This window comes from Paracoccus sp. FO-3, assembly GCF_006386455.1.
Taxonomy (GTDB): domain Bacteria; phylum Pseudomonadota; class Alphaproteobacteria; order Rhodobacterales; family Rhodobacteraceae; genus Paracoccus; species Paracoccus versutus.
Genome location: NZ_VCBQ01000015.1, coordinates 14,789 through 33,151, shown reverse-complemented (window position 1 = coordinate 33,151; position 18,363 = coordinate 14,789). Strand labels below are relative to the sequence as shown.

Below are 18,363 nucleotides of genomic sequence, written 5' to 3'. Positions count from 1 at the left end.
ACATTGTCCTGTCTGACAGGTTATAAGCGCGCGAATGAAAAGAAAAGCGTGTTGGCGACCGCGGAAGGCGCGCGATCGGGCACTTGCCGCAGCGGAAGTTCCGCTAATGCGCCCCGGCCGCGCCGCGTTCGCGATAGGGCGTGCAACCATAGGTCGCGCGATAGCATTTCGAGAAATGCACGGCCGAGGCGAAGCCGCAGGCCAGGGCGATCTCCATCACGCTCATCGGGGTCTGCAGCAGCAGGTGGCGCGCCCGTTCCAGCCGCAGCTCCATGTAATAGCGCTTGGGCGAGCGGCCCAGGTGGCGGGCGAACAGCCGTTCCAGCTGGCGCGGCGACAGGCCCGCCTCGGCGGCCAGCCGCGCCGGGCTGACCGGATCCTCGATATTGGCCTCCATCCGGGCCAGAACCTGCGCCAGCCGGGGATGGTGCGCGCCGATCCGGCCGGGGCTGGACAGGCGCTGCTGGTCCTCTTCCGAGCGGATGGCGGTGTGGATCATCTGGTCGGCCACGCGGCTGGCCAGTTCCGCGCCGTGGTCGCGGGCGATCTGGCGCAGCATCAGGTCGATGGCGGCGGTGCCGCCGGCGGCGGTCAGCCGGTTGCCGTCCTCGACGAAGACGGTGCGGATCAGGGTGACATCGGGGAATTTCTCGGCAAAGCCGTCCTGGTTTTCCCAGTGGATGGTGGCGCGGCGGCCGTCCAGCAGCCCGGCCTCGGCCAGCACCCAGGCGCCGGTGCAAAGCGCGCCGATGCGGGTGCCGCGCCGGGCCTCGCGCCGCAGCCAGGCCAGCACCGGCCGCGTGGCCGCCCGCGCCACGTCCAGCCCGCCGCAGACCAGCACCGTGTCGCCGCGCCGGGTCTCGGCCAGCGGGCCGTCCAGCAGGATGCGCGCGCCGTTCGAGCAAAGCGCGGTCTCGCCCTGTTCGCCGATCAGCCGCCATTCGTAAAGCTCGCGCCCGGAAAGCCGGTTGGCCAGCCGCAGGGGCTCGATCGCGGCGGCGAATGAGACCATGGTGAAGCGGTCCAGCAACAAAAACACATAGCGCAGCGCGGGGGCCGGATTCGGCCCCGGAGCGGGGGGGACTGCTGGATCGTGGTCTGGCATGTCGGTCGCGCGTCAGGAATTCGCGGCAGATCAGCAGGCAATCGCGGCGCGTGCAAGGCTTTTCCTTTGGTCCTGCACCCTCTATATGGCAGGCACCGCTTGCATGAAGGATAGGATCATGGCACCGACGAATTCCAGTTCCGCGACCCCGGCACAGGCATGGGACAAGCGTGGCTGGCGCGCCTATCCGCGCGTCCAGATGCCCGACTATCCCGACCAGGACGCCGTCGCCGCCGTCGAGGCGCTGCTGGCCAAATACCCACCGCTGGTCTTTGCCGGCGAGGCGCGCCGGCTGAGAGCCTCGCTGGGCGAGGTCGCGGCGGGCCGCGCCTTCCTGCTGCAGGGCGGCGACTGCGCCGAAAGCTTTGCCGAATTCTCGGCCGACAACATCCGCGACACCTTCAAGGTCATGCTGCAGATGGCCGTCGTGCTGACCTGGGGCGCGCAGCTGCCGGTGGTCAAGGTCGGCCGGATGGCGGGCCAGTTCGCCAAGCCGCGCTCGGCCCCGATGGAGAAGATCGGCGAGCAGGAGCTGCCCAGCTATCGCGGCGACATCATCAACGGATTCGACTTCACCGCCGAGGCGCGCATCCCCGACCCGCAGCGCATGCTGGCGGCCTATACCCAGGCCGCGGCCTCGCTGAACCTGCTGCGCGCCTTCTCGACCGGCGGCTATGCCGACATCCACCGGGTGCAAAGCTGGATCAGCGACTTCACCGGCGGCGAGGAGGCGGCGCGCTATCGCGACATCGCCGACCGGATCAGCGACGCCATGGCCTTCATGGCGGCGGCGGGCGTGACCTCGGAAACCGCGCATGGGCTGGGGACGGTGGATTTCTACACCAGCCACGAGGCCCTGCTGCTGGAATACGAAGAGGCGCTGGCGCGGATCGATTCGACCACCGGCCTGCCGGTCGCGGGCTCGGGGCACATGATCTGGATCGGCGACCGCACCCGCCAGGTCGACGGCGCGCATGTCGAGTTCTGCCGCGGCGTGCAGAACCCGATCGGGCTGAAATGCGGCCCCTCGATCAGCGAGGGCGACCTCAAGGCGCTGATCGCCCGGCTGAACCCGGAAAACGAGCCGGGCCGGCTGACGCTGATCGCCCGCTTCGGCGCCGGCTCGGTCGGCGACCACCTGCCGCGGCTGATCAAGGCGGTGCGCGAAGAGGGGGCGAATGTCGTCTGGTCCTGCGACCCGATGCACGGCAACACCATCAAGTCGGCCTCGGGCTACAAGACCCGTCCCTTCGATTCGGTGCTGCGCGAGGTGCGCGAGTTCTTCGCCGTCCATCGCGCCGAAGGCACCATCCCCGGCGGCGTGCATTTCGAGATGACCGGGCAGGACGTCACCGAATGCATCGGCGGCGTGCGCGCGGTCACGGACGAGGATCTGTCGAACCGCTATCACACCGCCTGCGATCCGCGGCTGAACGCCAGCCAGTCACTGGAACTGGCCTTCCTGGTGGCCGAAGAGCTGCGCAGCCGCCGCGTCAACGGCGCAAGCCGGCAGGCCAAGGCCGGCTGAACCCGGCGCGACGGGAAATGACAAGGGCGGCGGGCCTTGGCTCTGCCGCCCTTTTTCATGCGCGCCAGTCCATGCGCGCCGGCAGAGGCCGGTTCCGAGATCAGGGCGAGTGCCGGGCGGCTTTGGCGTCCTGTCGTTGCGGGCCAGGCGGAACCGCGCCCGGCGCTCCTCGGGCCTGGCATCGCGGGCAGGATGCGGCGGCATTATCAGGCGGCGCACCGGTCCATGGGCGCCGACAGAGGCCCGTTCCGCGATCAGGGACGGGAGCCGGGCGGTTTTGGCGGCTTGTCATTGCGGATCAGGTGGAACCGCGCGCGGCGTTCCTCGGGGTTGGCGTCGCGGGGCAGGGGCGCGGCGGCATCGGCCGGCGGCGCGCCCTTCCAGCGCTGCGGTGGCTCGGCAAAGCCCTGCCGCGAGGGCGAGGGCTCCAGCACCCTGGCGCCGGGAATGACCGGCGAGACAATGTCCGAAAGCAGGTCGAAGCGGCGCGGCGCCTCGCCGATCCGGCCCTCGGCGACCAGGCAGCCAAGCGCCCGCGTCACGTCCCCCAGGTCCGAGCGCAGCGGCAGGAGCAGCATCCGCCCCTCCAGTGCCGGACGGCCGTAGCCGGCGGGAGAGGCCAGCGCGATCTCGGCGATCTGGGGCGCGCGGAACACGCTTTCCAGCACGTCCGACAGCCGGCCGCGCGAACTGGTGTTCAGAAGGGCGCAAAGCGGCATGCCCCGCACCTCCATCCCCATCAGGTCGATGAGATGGCGCCCGGCCAGGCGAAACCGGGCTGCACCCGGCGCGATGCGTTCCAGGATGAAGGCATAGTCCAGCGACCGGCGGATGCCGCGCGGCTCGACATCGGCGCGGTCGGGAATGGCGCGGCCATGGCGCAGCCCTTCCCAATAGCCGCGCAATTCGCCCAGGGTGCGCTCGACCTGGACGGGTTCGTAATCGGCCAGGTGCAGCAGCTTGCCGGGCTGGCCCCGAGGCGAATCGGCCCCGTGCGGGGAATCCCCGTCCTGTCCGTGGTCGTTCGACATTCGTCCGGCCTTACCCTGCCACCCGTGAAACCAACCCCTGCCGCAAATCTAGCCCCTTCGCCCCCGGCTGCCGAGCGATTTCTTTGCCGGTGGTTAAAAACCTGCGCCCCCGCGCGGGGCTTGACCCCGCTGGCGGGCGGGGTCATTCAGGCGGCGCTGGAACGCGGGGAACAAGGCGGAGAAGCATGGAGCGCAGCGGACTTCTGGTGATCCTGTCGTCGCCCTCGGGGGCGGGGAAATCGACGCTGGCACGGCGGCTGATGGACTGGGATCCCGGCCTGCGCTTTTCGGTCTCGGCCACGACCCGCAAGCCGCGCCCCGGCGAGGTCGAGGGCGAGCACTACTATTTCCGCAGCCCCGAGCAGTTCCGCGCCATGGTCGGCGCCGGCGAGATGTTGGAACATGCTGAGGTCTTCGGCAATTTCTACGGCACCCCCCGCGGCCCGGTCGAAGAGGCGATGCGCGCCGGGCGCGACACGCTGTTCGACGTGGATTGGCAGGGCGGCCAGCAGATCCGCGCCTCGTCGCTGGGCGGGCATGTCATCTCGATCTTCGTGCTGCCGCCCAGCCTGCGCGAACTGGAGCGGCGGCTGGTCGGGCGCCAGCAGGACGCGCCCGAGGTCATCGCCGCCCGCATGCGCAAGAGCCGCGACGAGATCAGCCATTGGGCGGAATACGACTATGTCGTCGTCAACGACGACCTGGACCGCAGCGCCGAGGCGCTGAAGACGATCCTGCGGGCCGAACGGATGCGCCGCGCCCGGCAGGTGGGGCTGGGCCCCTTCGTCCGCGCGCTCATGGAGGAGGAAAGCGCATGATCTGGGAACTGGACGGCATCGCGCCGCAAATCGCCGACGACGCCTGGGTGGCGCCGGATGCGCAGCTGATGGGCCGGATCGTGCTGGAGCCGGGTGCCAGCGTCTGGTTCGGCGCCGTGCTGCGCGGCGACAACGAAGAGATCCGCGTCGGCCGCAACTCGAACGTGCAGGACCTGACGGTCTGCCATACCGACATCGGCTATCCGCTGAGCATCGGTGCGAATTGCACCATCGGCCACCGCGCCATCCTGCACGGCTGCACCATCGAGGACGGGGCGCTGATCGGCATGGGCGCGATCATCCTGAACGGGGCGCTGATCGGCGCCGGTTCGCTGATCGGCGCCGGGGCGCTCATCGCCGAGAACAAGGTGATCCCGCCCGGCTCTCTGGTCATGGGCGCGCCGGGCAAGGTGGTGCGCGAGCTGGACGAGGCGGCGCGCGAGCGGCTGCTGAAATCGGCCGAGGGCTATCACCGCAACGCCGCCCGCTTCCGCCAGGGGCTGGCGCAGGTCGCCCGCGGATGATCGAAGAGCGGCTGCACGCGCTGCTGCGCGGCGTGCCGGTGGCCATGCTGGCGGTGGACGGCCATGCGCGCATCATCGGCGCGAACGAGGCGGCCGAGGCGCTTTTGGGCGCGGTGCCGGGCGGGCGGCCCTTTGTCACCGTGCTGCGCCACCCCGAGGTGAATGCCGCGCTGGATGCCGTGCTGGCCGGGCAGGAGCGGGCGCGGCTGGCCGTCACCCTGGGCGCGGCCGACCGGCGGGTGTTCTGCGAGGTGACGGTCACGGCCCTGCGGGCGCCGGGGCTGGTCGGCGCGGCGGTGGCGATCGAGGACCGCTCGCGCGACGAGGAGACCGAGCAGATGCGCCGCGATTTCGTCGCCAATGTCAGCCACGAGCTGCGCACGCCGCTGACGGCGCTGATGGGCTTCATCGAGACCTTGCGCGGCCCGGCCCGCAACGATCCGGCCGCGCGCGACCGTTTCCTCGACATCATGGAGCGTGAGGCGGGGCGGATGAACCGGCTGGTCGCCGACCTTCTGTCGCTGAGCCGGGTCGAGCAGGACGAGCGCCGCCGCCCGGCGCAGAACCTGGACCTGGCCGGGCTCTTGCGCAGCGTGGTGGCGACGCTGGCGCCCGCGGCCACGGCTGCCGGGGTGCGGCTGGAGTTGCAGGCGCCGGCCGGCAAGGTGCCGGTGCCGGGCGACGCCGACCAGCTGGTGCAGGTGTTTCACAACCTGATCGAGAATGCGGTGAAATACGGCGGCGCCGGCGGGGTGGCCACGGTGACGCTGGAGCGGCTGGCGCATGAGCCGGTGCTGCGCGGCCCGGCCTGGTCGGTCTGCGTCGCCGACCAGGGCGAGGGGATCGATCCCCAGCACCTGCCGCGCCTGACCGAGCGCTTCTATCGCGTCGATACCCATCGCTCGCGCGAGCAGGGCGGCACCGGGCTGGGCCTGGCCATCGTCAAGCATATCGTGAACCGGCATCGCGGCCGGCTGCGCATCGAAAGCGAACGCGGGCAGGGCAGCCGCTTCACCGTCATCCTGCCCGAGCAGATCGGCCGCATCTGAAGCCGGCGCGGCCCTGCCGGCTGCCGGATCAGATCGCGTTCAGATCGCGTTCAGCATCGACTTTATCACATCGGCCGGCAGCGAGGGATGCACCGCCAGCTTGAGCGTGCGCTTGCCCTTGCGCGGGATCAGCAGCGCGCAGCGCGTGGCCAGGGCCTGCGAGCGCTTGGTCGAACAGGCGGCGATCACCCCCGCACACCAGCGGGAATGCGGGCCGAAGCGCATGACGCTTTCGATGGCGCCGGGCACATAACCCTCGGTCTCGGCTGAATCGATCAGCGCGTCATGGATGATGGGGGGCAGGTACATGAAGGGATGGAACTTGGAGTTAACATTTTAATGTAAATTGTTAATCCTTGGCGCCGCCGATGAGTATATGCCCTTTTGAACAGGTCTGCCATACAAGCTCTGCGCGTATGGCGGCCACCCCGCTCGACCCCCGGCCGAAAGAGGCCGGATTACGCGGCGAAACGCCCATCCCGAGAAACCGGCGCAACCGTCCCGATAGGCAGAATCGCCCCCTGCAGCGGCCGGTCAGGGCGCAGCCAGGATCGGCGTTCCGTCACGTCACGATAGACGTCCTCGACCTTGGCATCGGTGACGGCGCTGCAGCGGGCGGTCCGGTCCAGCTTTTGCCTGTAAAGGGGACAACCTTCGGGCCCTGGCCGAGATCAAGCAGCGAGGCCACGGTCTCCAGGAATCGGCACGGCCGCCCCGTAGCGGCCGGCCAGGGCGCAGCCAGGATCGGCGTTGCGTCGCGTCATGATAGACGTCCTCGACCTTGGCATCGGTGACGGCAATGCAGCGGGCAGGCCAGTCCAGCTTTTGCCTGTAAAGGGGACAACCCTCGGGCCCTGGCCGAGATCAGGCAGCGAGGCCACGGCCTCCAGGAATCGGCATGGCCGCCCCGATAGGCCGAATCGCCCCCGCGGCGGCCGGTCAGGGCGTGATCAGGATCGGCGTGCCGTCGCGGACCATGGCATAGACGTCCTCGACCTCGGCATCGGTGACGGCGATGCAGCCGGCGGTCCAGTCCAGCTTCTGCCGGGAAAGGACGCGGCCCTCGGGGCCCTGGCCGTGGATGAAGATGTCGCTGCCGGCGCTGCGGCCCAGTTCGGCCGCCTGCACCGAGTCGTGCGGGTTGGGATAGGAGATGCCGATGGACAGGTGATAGCGGCTGTCGGGGTTGCGGCGGTCGATGTAGTAAAGCCCCTCGGGCGTGCGGCCGTCGCCCTCGAACTGCTTGTGGCCAAGGGGCTCGTTGCCCAGCCCGATGCGATAGGCCTTCAGCACCGTGTTGCCGTTCAAAAGCAGCATCTGCCGCGCGCCCTTGTTGACCACGACCTGGGTCACGGGCGGGCCGGAATAGGTCTTGAACTTGCTGGGGCCGCAGGCCGCCAGCCCAAGCACAAGCACCAATGCGACGATACGTCCCAGCCAGCCCGTCATCATGTCCCGCCCCCGGATCCGGTGTTTTGCCCCATTTTGCCCCGCTGCGGCCTGCCCGGCAATGCGGCGGGGGTTCACGAAATCCTGATGCGGCGCGGCTTGCCGTGGCAGATTTGCCAGCGCCGCGGAATCGCTGGGTTTTCCTGTTGCGGGAAATGCGCCTGCGGCTAATCATGCGGCCATGAACGACGAAGACGAACACCCCCAGCGCTATGCCCTGGTGAACGAATTGCATGCCCGGCCCTCGCCGCGGCTCAAGGCGCCCTGCACGGCGGTCTATCTGGCGATCAAGGAGCCGCGCGACGCCGCCAACCGCGACCGGGGCAGGGATGTCGCGCATCTGGCGCAGCTTTGCGCCCGCCACGGCGCGCCGCGACCCGACACCAGCGCGGGCCATTACACGGCGCAGCTTGGCCGCCACCAGCTGCGCTGGGAAAGCCATACCGAGTTCGTCACCTATGCCGCCTTTGCGCCGGGGCTGCCGCCGCGGCCCTTCGATCCTTCGGCCGGGGCGATCTTTCCCGAGGACTGGCAGCACCAGGCGCCGGGCAAGCGAATCGCCGCAGCGATGATCCAGGTCGATTTCCTGCCCGATGACCCGGCCGAGATCCTGCCGCGGCTGTCGGAATGGTTCGCGGCCGATAGCATGGCCTCGGTCTGGGTGCTGGAGGAGGCGGCGGTGGTCGCCGGCGATTTCCGCATCGACCCGGCCGGCTGGATGCGCTTTGCGCTTTTCGTCCGGCCCGACACCCAGCCCGGCCGGATCGGCCGCATCGTCCAGCGGCTTCTGGACCTCGAGACCTATCGCGCCATGTCCATGCTGGGCCTGGGCCGCGCCCGCGACCTGACCCGGCAGCTGAATGCGCTGGACCCGCAGCTCAGCGACATCGTCCAGGGCATGAGCGACGATGCCCGCCCCGCCGATGCGGTGCTGCAGGATCTGCTGTCGGTCTCGACCCGGCTGGAAAGCGCCGCGACCCAGCATGCCTTCCGCTTCGGCGCCAATGCGGCCTATGAGGCCATCGTCATGGACCGCGTCGCCTCGCTGCGCGAGACCCGCTTCATGGGCGGGCAGATGCTGACCGAGTTCATGGCCCGCCGCTATCTGCCCGCCATGCGCACCGCGAAATCGGCCGAGAAGCGGCTTTCGGCGATGCTGGATCGCAGCGAACGCGCGGGCGAATTGCTGCGCACCCGCGTCGATGTCCAGCGCAGCGCCCAGAACCAGGAGCTGATGCAGCGCATGGACCGGCGCGCCGACCTGCAATTGCGGCTGCAGCACACGGTCGAGGGGCTGTCGGTGGTGGCGATCAGCTATTACGCGGTGGGCCTGCTGGGTTATGCGCTTTACCCGCTGGCCCAGGCGCTGCATATCGACAAGGCGGTGCTGGTCGCGGCCCTGACCCCCGTCGCCGTGCTGGGCGTCTGGCTGGGGATGCGGCGCATCCGCGCCCGGCTGCATGACGCCGGCCACTAGCCCGTCCAACCCCCAAGAAGGAGCGAAGAACGCATGACCCAGGCACCTTTCCTTTCCCACCCGCTTGCCCAGGGCCGTTCGTGATGGCGGGGCGGCTTCAGATGTATGGCCTCGCCCATTGCTCGACCTGCCAGAAGGCGCAGGCCGAGTTGCAGGCGGCGGGCTGGCAGGTGGAGTTCCGCGACGTCTCCAAGGCGCCGCTGGATGGCGACGAATGGCAGCGCATGATCGCCGATTTCGGCGAGAAGCTGGTCAACCGGGCCAGCCTGACCTGGCGCGGCATGTCCGATGAGGAACGCGCGGGCACGCCCCTGCAGATGCTTTCGGCCAAGCCTTCGCTGATGAAGCGGCCGGCGATCGTCGAGGGCGGCCAGCGGTTGCTGGGCTGGACCGCGAATGTCAAGCGCGCGCTGGGGGTGGCGGCCTGAGCCGCCCCCTAGCAGGCTGCTGAAAAAGGATCTTGAGAGGGCGACGCAGCGGAAATCGTTCTGGAGCCAGCTGATATCGGCCCGAAAATGGGGTGTTTTTGGAAAATTTGAGGCGGATTTCCCGGTTCGCCGCCCGCGCCGTCCTGTCGCAAGGACTTTTTCAGCAGCCTGCTAGACGACATAGCGGTCGCGGCGGTGGTTGATCGCGATCACCAGGTTCAGCACCAGCGCGCCCAGGAATGACCAGGCGACCAGCTGCCAGTCGCGCAGCATCAGCGCGCAGGCAAAGAGGCAGGCGTCGAAGATCAGCTGCGTCCAGCCGGCGCGAAAGCCGGTGGCATCCTGCAGATACAGCGCGACGATGCCCACCCCGCCCAGCGAGGCGCCGTGCCGGAACAGCGCCAGCAGCGCCGAGCCGGTCAGGAAACCCACCAGCAGCGCCCCGACCGCCGGGTGGACATGGCCGAATTGCAGCCCCGCCGGCAGGATGGCGACCAGCGTCGACATCGCCGCCACGGCGATGAAGGATTTCAGCATGAAGCCCAGCCCCAGCCGGCGATAACCCAGCCAGTAGAACGGCAGGTTCACCACGAAGAAGACCGGCGCGAAGCCCCAGCCCGTCGCATAGGAGATCAGGATCGCCAGCCCCGCCGTCTGGCCGGTGACGAAGCCCAGATGCGTCAGCAGCAGCACGCCGACCGCGGCCATGAAACTGCCATAGGCCAGGCCCTGGGCATCTTCGATGGGGCTGTGGCGTGGGGAAGGGGTGTCGTCGCTCATGCGCCCTCTCTTGCCCGCGCCCGGCGGGACCGGCAAGGGGGCATCGCGATCAGCGCAGCGGCGCGGCGTCGCGGTCTGGGGCGGCGGCTGCGGGTGGCGCGGCGCGGTCGCTGACGGCGGCGGTGAAGGCGCCCTGCGGGTCGCGGCGCAGCACCGCGCGGTCGCCGCCGCTGCGCAGGGTCTCGACCGTGCGGCGATAGTCGGCCTCGTCCAGCGCGCCGGTGGCCGACAGCAGCCCGGCGATGCCGCGCAGCATTCCCGCCTGCCGCTGCAAGGCGCCCGGATCGGGGTCGGGGCCAAGGATCAGCCGGGCGCTGTCCTCGGGTGCGGCGACTGCCTCGCGCCAGCCTTTCATGCTGGCGCGCAGGAACCGGGCCAGCCGCGCCTCGGCCTCGGGCCCGGCAAGGGTGCCGGGCAGGACATAGAGCCCGTCCTCCAGCACCGCGGCGCCTTGCTCCTGCGGGTCGAGTTCGACCAGCCCCTCGCCCGTCGCCGGGTCGTGGCTGAGCGTGCTGATGCAGGCGGCCTGTTTCTGGCGCAGCATCTCGGCCCCCGGCCATTGCGCCAGCAGGGTGACGCCGGACAGGCTGCCATCGGCCACCAGCCCCAGCCGGTTCAGCCAGGCTTGCAGCGGATATTCCGTGCCGCCGAACCAGCTGCCGATGGTCTTGCCGCGCAGATCGGCGGCACCCGTCACCCCCGTCTCGCGCAGGCAGGTCAGCCGCAGCGCCGGGCGGGCAAAGACCTGGGCGATATTGACCACGGGCAGGCCGTTTTCGCGGGCGACCAGCGCAATGGGCATCCAGGCCACCGCCAGGTCGGCCTCGCCCCGCGCCAGCGTCTCGAAGGGCGGGGCCGCCTCGTCCGCGGGCAGCAGCCGCACGGTCAGCCCTTCCTCGGCGTAATAGCCGCGCGCCTGGGCGACCAGGAAGCCGGCGGATTCGGCCGGCGCCCGGCCGCGCAGTTGCACCGCCAGTGCCTCGGCCCGCGCGGTCGGCGCGGCAAGGACCAGGGCCGAGATCAAGGCCAGGACCAGGGCCGCGGCCGGAAACAGGGGTTTCGTCATCCGTCTCATCGCCGGCCATGGTTAGACGGCCGGCCCCGGCCCTGCAAGCCGGCGCGCCCCACGATGCCGCGAGCGGGGTCAGCCGCGGGAATAGACATCCTCGTAGCGCACGATGTCGTCCTCGCCCAGATAGGCGCCGGTCTGCACCTCGATCAGCACCATCGCCACCTTGCCGGGGTTTTCCAGGCGGTGGACGGCGCCCAGCGGCACATAGATCGACTGGTTTTCCGTCAGCAGCGTCACGGTTTCGTCCACCGTCACCCGCGCGGTGCCGGAAACCACGATCCAATGTTCCGAGCGGTGGAAATGCGATTGCAGCGACAGCGCCGCGCCGGGATTGACCACGATGCGCTTGACCTGGAAGCGGTCGGCCAGCGCCAGCGTCTCGAACCAGCCCCAGGGGCGGTGGTCGCGCAGGAAATGTTCGGCCTGGCGCGCGCCCTTGGCCTTCAGCGCGCCGACCGCCTCGCGCACCTCTTGCGCGCGGTCCATGCCGGCGACCAGAACGGCATCGTCGGTGGCCACGACCATCACGTCGCGCAACCCGATGCCCACCACCTCGATCCCCTCGTCCTGCGAGCGCAGCAGCACGTTGTCGCAGTCGATCGCGGTCGAGCGGGTGTCGGTGACGGCGCCGCGCTCGGCCGGCTCGCCGTCCTGGATCTCGCGCCAGACCGCGTCCCAGCCGCCAAGGTCCGACCAATGGCCGGAATAGCGCACCACCGACAGGTTCCGGGCCTTTTCCAGCACCGCATAATCCACCGACAGGTCGGGCAGCCGGTCCCAGGGCTCGGGCGCAAGCCGCAGGAAGCCCAGGTCCAGCCGCGCCTCGGTCAGCGCCGCCTGGACGGGGACAAGATAGTCGGGCGCATGGGTCTTGAAAGCCTCGATCATGGTGCGGGCGGCGAAAAGGAAGATGCCGGCGTTCCACAGGAAATTGCCCTGCGCGATCATGCGCGCCGCGTTCTCCGCGTCGGGCTTTTCGACGAAGCGCTTCAGCACCAGCGGGCCTTCGCCCTCGCCCTCGGCCTCCATGTAGCCATAGCCGGTCTCGGGCCGGCTGGGGGTGATGCCGAAGGTGACGATGCGGCCGGCCTGCGCAGCCGCGAGGCCCAGGTCCACGGCGCGGCCGAAAGCCTCGGTATCGGGGACGACGTGATCCGAGGGCGCGACCAGCAGCAGCGCATCGGCATCCTTTTCGGCGGCGGCCAGCGCGGCGGCCAGGATCGCCGGGGCGGTGTTGCGGCCGGCGGGCTCGATCAGGATGGCCGCGGGGGCAATGCCGATCTGGTCCAGCTGTTCGGCGACGATGAAGCGGAAATCCGCGTTCGTCATCACCAGCGGCGCGGCGTAGCGCGGTCCCGACAGGCGGCGGGCCGAGGCCTGGAACAGGCTTTCCTCGCCCACCAGCGGGGCGAATTGCTTGGGGAAGCTCTTGCGCGAGACGGGCCAGAGACGGGTGCCGGAGCCGCCGGCCAGCAGAACAGGGGTGATCGTCATGAAAATCGCTCCATCGGCCTGGGGCCGTTACCATCCGTCCCGTTATCCGCCGGGTTCCTTTCGCGTGCAAGTTGCGCAAAACGGCAGGATTCCGGGGGGTGATGCCCGGAAACGGCCGGTCAATAGCCGCGCGCCCGGTCCACCAGATGCAAAAGCGGCGCACCCCGCATGGCGCGGCGCAGGTTCTCGGCCACGACATGGGCGGCGCTCTCGGGCCGGGTCTCGGCCGAGACATGCGGCGTCACCGTCACCTGCGGATGCGTCCAGAACGGGTGCTCGGGCGGCAGCGGCTCCTGCCGGAACACGTCCAGCGCCGCATGGCCCAGGCCCTGATCCAGCGCCGCCAGCAAGGCCGCCTCGTCGATCAGGCTGCCGCGGCCGGCGTTGATGATCGTGGCGCCCGGCGGCAGCAGGGCCAGCCGCGCGGCGTCCAGCAGATTGCGCGTCCCGGCCGTGTCGGGCAACAGGCAGACCAGGATCTCGGCCCGGTTCAGGGCCTGGGGCAGGGCGTCGCCCGCCAGCACCTCGATCCCCGGCACCGGACGGCCCGATTGCGACCAGCCGGCGACGCGAAAGCCCAGGCCCGCCAGCGCCAAGGCCACCGCCCGGCCCAGCTCGCCCATGCCCAGCACGGTCACGCCGCGCCGCTGCGCCAGGGGTGGGGTCAGCTGGTTGCGCCAGACGCCGTCCTGGGCAAAGCGATCCATGCCCAGATGCGCCCGCAGCGCCCAGCCGGTGCAATATTCCACCATGCCCTGCGCCAGTCCCGGATCGACCATGCGGCAGAGCGGCTGGGTCAGCGTGGGGTTGGTCACGATGCGCTCGACCCCGGCCCAGAGGCTTTGGATCATGCGGGCGCGGGTGAAGGGGGTGAAGTCCAGCACCCTGCCGTCCTCGGGGTAGCCGGGCGCATAGATCAGCGCGTCGAAGCCCGCGGGATCGCCCTGCCGGCACAGCTCCATCTCGGGGCAGGCCGCGCGCAGGGCGGGGGACCAGGCATCCCACAGCCGCGCGGGGGCGGCGAACAGCACCCGCATCCCGTCAGCCCCTAGGCCGATGGACATGGGCCGATTGCACGATGCCGAAGGCCATCAGCAGGATCATCAGCGAGGTTCCTCCGTAACTGACCAGCGGCAGGGGCGAGCCCTTGGCCGGCAACATGCCCATCACCGTCGCCATGTTGATGGAAAAGTAAAGGAAGAACGTCCCGGCGATGCCGATGGTCAGCAGGCTGGCGAAGCGGTCGCGGTTGGTCAGCGCCGAATACATGCAGAACCCCAGGATCAGCACATAGAGGATCAGCAGCGATCCCGCGCCGACGAAGCCGAATTCCTCGGCCAGCGAGGTGAAGATGAAGTCGGTGTGCTTCTCGGGCAGGAAGTTCAGCCGCGACTGCGTGCCCTGCATGAAGCCGCGCCCCGACCAGCCGCCCGATCCCAGCGCGATCTGCGCCTGGGCGATGTTGTAGCCCGCGCCCAAAGGGTCCGAGCCGGGGTCGAGGAAGGTGTCGATGCGGCGGAACTGGTAGTCGTGCAGCAATTGCCAGTCGGTGCCGCGGCTTTCCATGACCGCAGTGATGCCGGCGACGACGATGGCGATGACGGCGGCGAAATACCACAGGCTGACGCCGGCCGCGAACATCACGATGCCGCCCCCCGCGATCAGCATGATCGAGGTGCCCAGGTCGGGCTGCATCAGCACCAGCGCCGTCGGCAGCAGGATCAGCACCACCGGCACCAGCACCCAGAACGGGCGCGAGACCTTTTCCACCGGCAGCCAGTCGTAATAGGCCGCCAGCGTCAGCACGAAGGCGACCTTGGTCAGCTCGGACGGCTGGATGCGGATCGGTCCCAGCACCAGCCAGCGCTGCGCGCCCATGCCGACATGGCCCATCACCTCGACCAGCACCAGAAGGCCGACGCAGATCACGTAGGACGCGACCGAGATCGAGCGCCAGAACCAGATCGGCACGAAGGCCAGCGCGAACATCAGCACCATGCCGACGGCGAAGCGCTCCATCTGCGGGCCGGCCCATTTGTCGATGTCGCCGCCCGAGACGGAATAGAGCATCAGGAAGCCGATGCAGCTGACCGCCGTGACCAGGAAGACCAGCGGCCAGTTCAGATACAGGATCTTGCGCCAGCCCGTCGGCACCTGCGCGACGTGATAGTCGAGATAGCTCATGGCTCAGGCCCTTGCGCGGCCCTCGCCCTTGCGGGCCGAGGGGGTCAGGTTCATGCGCGACCACATCTCCTGCACCTTGGCGCGCTCGGCCTCGGGATAGGCCGAAAGCGGCGGCAGGCCGTCCGCCAGCGCATAAAGCAGGATGTCGCGGGCGATGGGGGCCGCGACCGCGCCGCCGCCGCCGCCATGCTCGACCACGACCGAGACCGCATAGCGCGGCATGTCATAGGGCGCGAAGCAGACGAACAGCGCATGGTCGCGCCGGTTCCAGGGCAACTGCTCGTTCGAGATCACGCCGCGGGCGCGTTCGGCGGCGGTGATGTTGCGCACCTGGCTGGTGCCGGTCTTGCCGGCCATCTGCCATTCCGGCGCCAGGATGCGCGAGCGGCGCGCGGTGCCGCGGGGCGCGTTCATCACCGCATCCATCCCCGCCCGCGCCGTGCGCAGGTTCAGCGGGTTGATGTCCAGTTCCGGCCATTCCGGTACCGGCTCGGCCTGGCCGTCGATGGCGCGCACCAGGCGCGGCGCGACCGCGCGCCCCGTCGCCACCCGCGCCGTCATCACCGCCAGCTGCAGCGGCGAGGCCAGCACATAGCCCTGGCCGATCGAGGCGTTGAGCGAATCGCCCACCTGCCATTCCTGGTCGTAGCGCGCCTTCTTCCAGGCGCGATCCGGGGCGATGCCCTCGGCGATGGCGGACATCGGCAGCTCGTGGCGCACGCCGATGCCCAGCTTGCGCGCCATGGCGGCGATGCGGTCGATGCCGACGCGCTGCGCCAGCTCGTAGTAATAGACGTCGCAGGAATGCTCGAGGCTGCGCAGCGCATCGACCATGCCGTGGCCGCCCCGGCTCCAGCAATGGAAGCGGCGCCCGGCGACCTGGGTATAGCCGGGGCAATAGAAGCGCGAGCCGGCGTTGATGACCCCGGCCTCGAGCCCGGCCAGCAGCGTCACCATCTTGAAGGTCGAGCCGGGCGGATAGACGCCCTGCACCGTCTTGTCGGCCAGCGGGCGGTGGTCGTGTTCCATCAGCGCGCGGTAATCCGGCCCCGAGATGCCGCGCACGAACTTGTTCGGGTCGAACACCGGCGAGGAGGAGATCGCCAGGATGTCGCCGTTGGTCACGTCGATCACCACCGCGGCGGCGCTTTCGCTGCCCAGCCGCTGGGTGGAGAAATTCTGCAACCCGGCGTCCAGCGTGGTCTGCACCGTGGCGCCCTGCTGCCCCTCTTGCCGCGACAGCTCGCGCATCTCGCGCCCGGCGCTGTTCACCTCGACCCGGCGCGAGCCGGCCTTGCCGCGCAGCGCCTCTTCCAGCTTGGATTCCATGCCGACCTTGCCCAGCTGGAACTCGGGCAGGCGCAGCACCGGGTCGGGATCCTCGATCTTGGACAGGTCGTAGTCCGAGACCGGGCCGACATAGCCCAGCACATGCGCGAAATCGCCCGCCCGCGGATAGCTGCGCGACAGCCCCGCCTCGGGCGTCACGCCGGGCAGGGCGGGGGCGTTGAGCGCGATCGAGGAAAACTCGTCCCAGGTCAGCCGGTCGGCGACCAGCACCGGGGTCACGGCGCTGCGCTTGTGGATCTCTGCCAGGATCTCGGCGGCCTGGCGGTCGCTCATCGGGATGATGTGGCGCAGCCGCGCGATCACGGCCGAGACGTTGCCCGCCTCCTCGCGGGTCAGGGTGACGCGGTAGTTCTGTTCGTTGCCGGCGATGATGGTGCCGTTGCGGTCAAGGATCAGCCCGCGCGCCGGCGGCAGCAAGCGGATCTTGATCGAGTTGCCGTCCGACAGCATGCGGTATTCGTCGGCATGTTCGACCTGCATCGAGCGCAGCTTCAGCCCCAAGACCGACACCACCGCCGCCTGGATCACCCCCAGCATCAGCACCCGGCGGGTGATGAGCCGGCTGCTTTCGACGATTTCGCGTTCCGACTTGCGCATGGCTCAGCGATGCCTCGTGTCTCGTTCGGCGCGGCCGCGCGGCAGGCCAAGCGCCCAGCCGGCAAGGCCCGCGACCAGCGGATAGGCGGCGACCGTGGCGATGAATTGCAAGATCACCTGCCCGAACGGAGGAAGGGGCAGGAAGAACACCGCCAGCAATATGCGGTTCGCCACCATCATCAGCGCCAGAAGCGTCGCGACCCGCAGCCATTCAACCATGAAAGGCAGTTCGCGCCAATGCGGCTCGCGCTTTCTTGCGGCCTCGGTCACGATGACGGCCAGGGCGGCGCCCAGGCCGATGGGGCGCATCAGCAGGATGTCCTCGATCAGGAACAGGGCGGCGATGGTCGCGACCGGCACCTGTTCGGGGCGGCGCAGCACCCAGACCAGCACCAGGCACAGCGCCAGGTCCGGCCCCGGCCAGCCGATGCGGCCCGGCGCCAGCGGCAGAAGCCGCCAGAACAGGATCGCCAGGAACAGCGCCACGAACAGCGCCTGCCCCAGGAACCGGCGCCGGCGGGCGGGATCAATCATCCCCGGCCCCGGCTTGGGCCCCTGAATCCTCGCCGGCCGCCTGCATGTCGGCCAGCGGCGGCAGGGGCGGGCCGATGAAATCCGCCGCCGGCGGCGGGATCAGCAGCCCGGTATCGGAAAGCTGCTCGGCCGGGTGGCTGCGCAGCACGCGCAGGAACTCCAGCCGGCCGTAATCCGCGGCCAGCCGCACCCGCAGCCGGCCGTCGCTGGCCAGCGCCACCTGGCCCACCGGCAGGCCCGGCGGGAACACGCCCCCGTCGCCCGAGCTGACCACCCGGTCGCCGGGGCGCAGGTTTTCCGGGCTTTCGATGAAATCCAGCGCCGGCAGGGCGGTATTGTCCCCGGTCAGCAGCGCGTGCTGGCCCGAGGGCAGGATCGTCACCGGGATGCGGCTGGAGGGATCGGTCAGCAGCATGACCCGGCTGGTGGTCTGCCCCACGCCCGAGATGCGCCCCACGAGCCCCAACCCGTCCATCGTCGCCCAGCCGTCCAGGATGCCGTCGCGCGCGCCCACGTTCAGCAGCACCGACTGGCGAAAGGCCGTGCCGCTGTCGGTCAGCACCACGCCCGAGACCGAGGTCAGGGCCGGGTCGATCCTGACGTTGTTCTGCGCCAGCAGCTTGGCGTTTTCCTGTTCCAGCTGCACCGCCGCCTCTTTCCAGGCCGCCATCTTCTGCAATTCGCGGCGCAATTCCTGGTTCTGCTCGTAGAGCCGGGCATAGGACTGGAAGCCCGAGACCATGCGCGACAGCTTCGTCACCGGCGCCATCACCCAGTCGAAGCTGGGCACGAAGCGGTCGATGAAGGCCGCCCGCATCCGCTCGGCGCGCGGGCTGTCGATCTGCCAGAACAGGAACACCGCCAGCAGCACCAGCACCAGCAGCGAAACCAGGATGCGGCGGACCGGAGCCGCGTAATCAGGGCCCTTGCGCGCCATGGGCCG

At 69.7% G+C, this 18,363-nt stretch carries 18 protein-coding genes; 6 read left to right on the top strand and 12 right to left on the bottom strand.

The genetic code is table 11. The features are described from left to right. Positions 1-103: 103 nt before the first annotated feature. The gene (locus FE811_RS06190) at positions 104-1,105 is read right to left on the bottom strand and encodes a GlxA family transcriptional regulator (RefSeq protein ID WP_114535432.1); all 1,002 of its coding nucleotides are present in this window, start codon (positions 1,103-1,105) and stop codon (positions 104-106) included. A 118-nt stretch (positions 1,106-1,223) separates the two neighbouring features. Between FE811_RS06190 and FE811_RS06185 the strand changes: the two genes are divergently transcribed. After that, positions 1,224-2,633 (top strand): class II 3-deoxy-7-phosphoheptulonate synthase, encoded by a 1,410-nt coding sequence (locus FE811_RS06185; protein WP_036754062.1) that lies wholly within the window; start codon positions 1,224-1,226, stop codon positions 2,631-2,633. A gap of 254 nt (positions 2,634-2,887) precedes the next feature. On the opposite strand, the gene FE811_RS06180 is transcribed toward FE811_RS06185, so the two are convergent. Further along, positions 2,888-3,664, bottom strand: coding sequence for a PAS domain-containing protein (locus tag FE811_RS06180; RefSeq protein ID WP_116221018.1), 777 nt, complete (start codon positions 3,662-3,664; stop codon positions 2,888-2,890). 185 nt (positions 3,665-3,849) lie between these two features. On the opposite strand from FE811_RS06180, the gene gmk reads away from it, so the two are divergent. The 3 genes from gmk to FE811_RS06165 are packed head-to-tail and all read left to right on the top strand — an operon-like array spanning position 3,850 to position 6,055. Next, complete coding sequence (gene gmk, locus FE811_RS06175; protein WP_116221017.1) at positions 3,850-4,482, top strand: guanylate kinase; 633 nt, start codon at positions 3,850-3,852, stop codon at positions 4,480-4,482. Continuing rightward, complete coding sequence (locus tag FE811_RS06170) at positions 4,479-5,006, top strand: gamma carbonic anhydrase family protein (RefSeq protein WP_116221016.1); 528 nt, start codon at positions 4,479-4,481, stop codon at positions 5,004-5,006. Before gmk ends, FE811_RS06170 begins: the two co-directional genes overlap by 4 nt. Continuing rightward, positions 5,003-6,055 carry an ATP-binding protein gene (locus FE811_RS06165; protein WP_036753955.1) on the top strand — a complete coding sequence of 351 codons (1,053 nt, stop codon included), beginning with the start codon at positions 5,003-5,005 and terminating at the stop codon, positions 6,053-6,055. Before FE811_RS06170 ends, FE811_RS06165 begins: the two co-directional genes overlap by 4 nt. Before the next feature lie 39 nt (positions 6,056-6,094). Here FE811_RS06165 and FE811_RS06160 read toward each other — a convergent pair whose 3' ends face one another. Next, a complete protein-coding gene (locus FE811_RS06160) occupies positions 6,095-6,364 on the bottom strand; it encodes a hypothetical protein (RefSeq protein WP_036753958.1) in 270 nt (89 codons plus the stop codon). 630 nt (positions 6,365-6,994) lie between these two features. After that, positions 6,995-7,504, bottom strand: a complete 510-nt coding sequence (locus FE811_RS06155) for a murein L,D-transpeptidase family protein (RefSeq protein ID WP_036754065.1) — start codon at positions 7,502-7,504, stop codon at positions 6,995-6,997. 181 nt (positions 7,505-7,685) lie between these two features. Here FE811_RS06155 and FE811_RS06150 point away from each other — a divergent pair, with 181 nt between their 5' ends. Together FE811_RS06150 and FE811_RS06145 are read left to right on the top strand one after the other, a co-directional pair. Next, entirely contained in the window at positions 7,686-8,981 is a 1,296-nt protein-coding gene (locus FE811_RS06150) for a DUF3422 family protein (protein ID WP_072460698.1), read from the top strand. Between the two features lie 83 nt (positions 8,982-9,064). Further along, complete coding sequence (locus FE811_RS06145; RefSeq protein ID WP_072460891.1) at positions 9,065-9,409, top strand: arsenate reductase family protein; 345 nt, start codon at positions 9,065-9,067, stop codon at positions 9,407-9,409. A gap of 171 nt (positions 9,410-9,580) precedes the next feature. On the opposite strand, the gene FE811_RS06140 is transcribed toward FE811_RS06145, so the two are convergent. From FE811_RS06140 to mreC, 8 genes are all read right to left on the bottom strand, one after another. After that, positions 9,581-10,189, bottom strand: a complete 609-nt coding sequence (locus FE811_RS06140) for a YitT family protein (RefSeq protein WP_036753965.1) — start codon at positions 10,187-10,189, stop codon at positions 9,581-9,583. Positions 10,190-10,238: 49 nt separating this feature from the next. Then, positions 10,239-11,255 (bottom strand): ABC transporter substrate-binding protein, encoded by a 1,017-nt coding sequence (locus tag FE811_RS06135; protein WP_244294946.1) that lies wholly within the window; start codon positions 11,253-11,255, stop codon positions 10,239-10,241. 78 nt (positions 11,256-11,333) lie between these two features. Further along, positions 11,334-12,755: a mannose-1-phosphate guanylyltransferase/mannose-6-phosphate isomerase gene (locus FE811_RS06130; protein ID WP_114535426.1), complete on the bottom strand. Its 1,422-nt coding sequence runs from the start codon at positions 12,753-12,755 to the stop codon at positions 11,334-11,336. Positions 12,756-12,874: 119 nt separating this feature from the next. Then, positions 12,875-13,819, bottom strand: coding sequence for a glyoxylate/hydroxypyruvate reductase A (locus FE811_RS06125; RefSeq protein WP_255469681.1), 945 nt, complete (start codon positions 13,817-13,819; stop codon positions 12,875-12,877). After that, a complete protein-coding gene (gene rodA, locus FE811_RS06120; RefSeq protein ID WP_036753972.1) occupies positions 13,797-14,939 on the bottom strand; it encodes a rod shape-determining protein RodA in 1,143 nt (380 codons plus the stop codon). Before rodA ends, FE811_RS06125 begins: the two co-directional genes overlap by 23 nt. Before the next feature lie 3 nt (positions 14,940-14,942). Beyond that, on the bottom strand, positions 14,943-16,886 hold the full coding sequence (gene mrdA / locus FE811_RS06115) for a penicillin-binding protein 2 (protein ID WP_116221013.1): 1,944 nt from the start codon (positions 16,884-16,886) through the stop codon (positions 14,943-14,945). Positions 16,887-16,889: 3 nt separating this feature from the next. After that, the gene (locus tag FE811_RS06110) at positions 16,890-17,420 is read right to left on the bottom strand and encodes a rod shape-determining protein MreD (protein ID WP_114535424.1); all 531 of its coding nucleotides are present in this window, start codon (positions 17,418-17,420) and stop codon (positions 16,890-16,892) included. Beyond that, complete coding sequence (gene mreC, locus FE811_RS06105) at positions 17,413-18,357, bottom strand: rod shape-determining protein MreC (RefSeq protein WP_036753980.1); 945 nt, start codon at positions 18,355-18,357, stop codon at positions 17,413-17,415. The genes FE811_RS06110 and mreC overlap by 8 nt, the downstream gene beginning before the upstream one ends. Positions 18,358-18,363: the final 6 nt, after the last annotated feature.

Bases quoted from the DNA above. Each gene is read 5' to 3' on its own strand.
- FE811_RS06110 (WP_114535424.1), bottom strand. From the start codon at position 17,420: ATGATTGATCCCGCCCGCCGGCGCCGGTTCCTGGGGCAGGCGCTGTTC.
- FE811_RS06180 (WP_116221018.1), bottom strand. From the start codon at position 3,664: ATGTCGAACGACCACGGACAGGACGGGGATTCCCCGCACGGGGCCGAT.
- rodA (WP_036753972.1), bottom strand. From the start codon at position 14,939: ATGAGCTATCTCGACTATCACGTCGCGCAGGTGCCGACGGGCTGGCGC.
- FE811_RS06130 (WP_114535426.1), bottom strand. From the start codon at position 12,755: ATGACGATCACCCCTGTTCTGCTGGCCGGCGGCTCCGGCACCCGTCTC.
- mrdA (WP_116221013.1), bottom strand. From the start codon at position 16,886: ATGCGCAAGTCGGAACGCGAAATCGTCGAAAGCAGCCGGCTCATCACC.
- FE811_RS06140 (WP_036753965.1), bottom strand. From the start codon at position 10,189: ATGAGCGACGACACCCCTTCCCCACGCCACAGCCCCATCGAAGATGCC.
- FE811_RS06150 (WP_072460698.1), top strand. From the start codon at position 7,686: ATGAACGACGAAGACGAACACCCCCAGCGCTATGCCCTGGTGAACGAA.
- FE811_RS06190 (WP_114535432.1), bottom strand. From the start codon at position 1,105: ATGCCAGACCACGATCCAGCAGTCCCCCCCGCTCCGGGGCCGAATCCG.
- FE811_RS06145 (WP_072460891.1), top strand. From the start codon at position 9,065: ATGGCGGGGCGGCTTCAGATGTATGGCCTCGCCCATTGCTCGACCTGC.
- FE811_RS06125 (WP_255469681.1), bottom strand. From the start codon at position 13,819: ATGTCCATCGGCCTAGGGGCTGACGGGATGCGGGTGCTGTTCGCCGCC.
- FE811_RS06165 (WP_036753955.1), top strand. From the start codon at position 5,003: ATGATCGAAGAGCGGCTGCACGCGCTGCTGCGCGGCGTGCCGGTGGCC.
- FE811_RS06160 (WP_036753958.1), bottom strand. From the start codon at position 6,364: ATGTACCTGCCCCCCATCATCCATGACGCGCTGATCGATTCAGCCGAG.
- FE811_RS06185 (WP_036754062.1), top strand. From the start codon at position 1,224: ATGGCACCGACGAATTCCAGTTCCGCGACCCCGGCACAGGCATGGGAC.
- FE811_RS06135 (WP_244294946.1), bottom strand. From the start codon at position 11,255: ATGACGAAACCCCTGTTTCCGGCCGCGGCCCTGGTCCTGGCCTTGATC.
- FE811_RS06170 (WP_116221016.1), top strand. From the start codon at position 4,479: ATGATCTGGGAACTGGACGGCATCGCGCCGCAAATCGCCGACGACGCC.
- mreC (WP_036753980.1), bottom strand. From the start codon at position 18,357: ATGGCGCGCAAGGGCCCTGATTACGCGGCTCCGGTCCGCCGCATCCTG.
- gmk (WP_116221017.1), top strand. From the start codon at position 3,850: ATGGAGCGCAGCGGACTTCTGGTGATCCTGTCGTCGCCCTCGGGGGCG.
- FE811_RS06155 (WP_036754065.1), bottom strand. From the start codon at position 7,504: ATGACGGGCTGGCTGGGACGTATCGTCGCATTGGTGCTTGTGCTTGGG.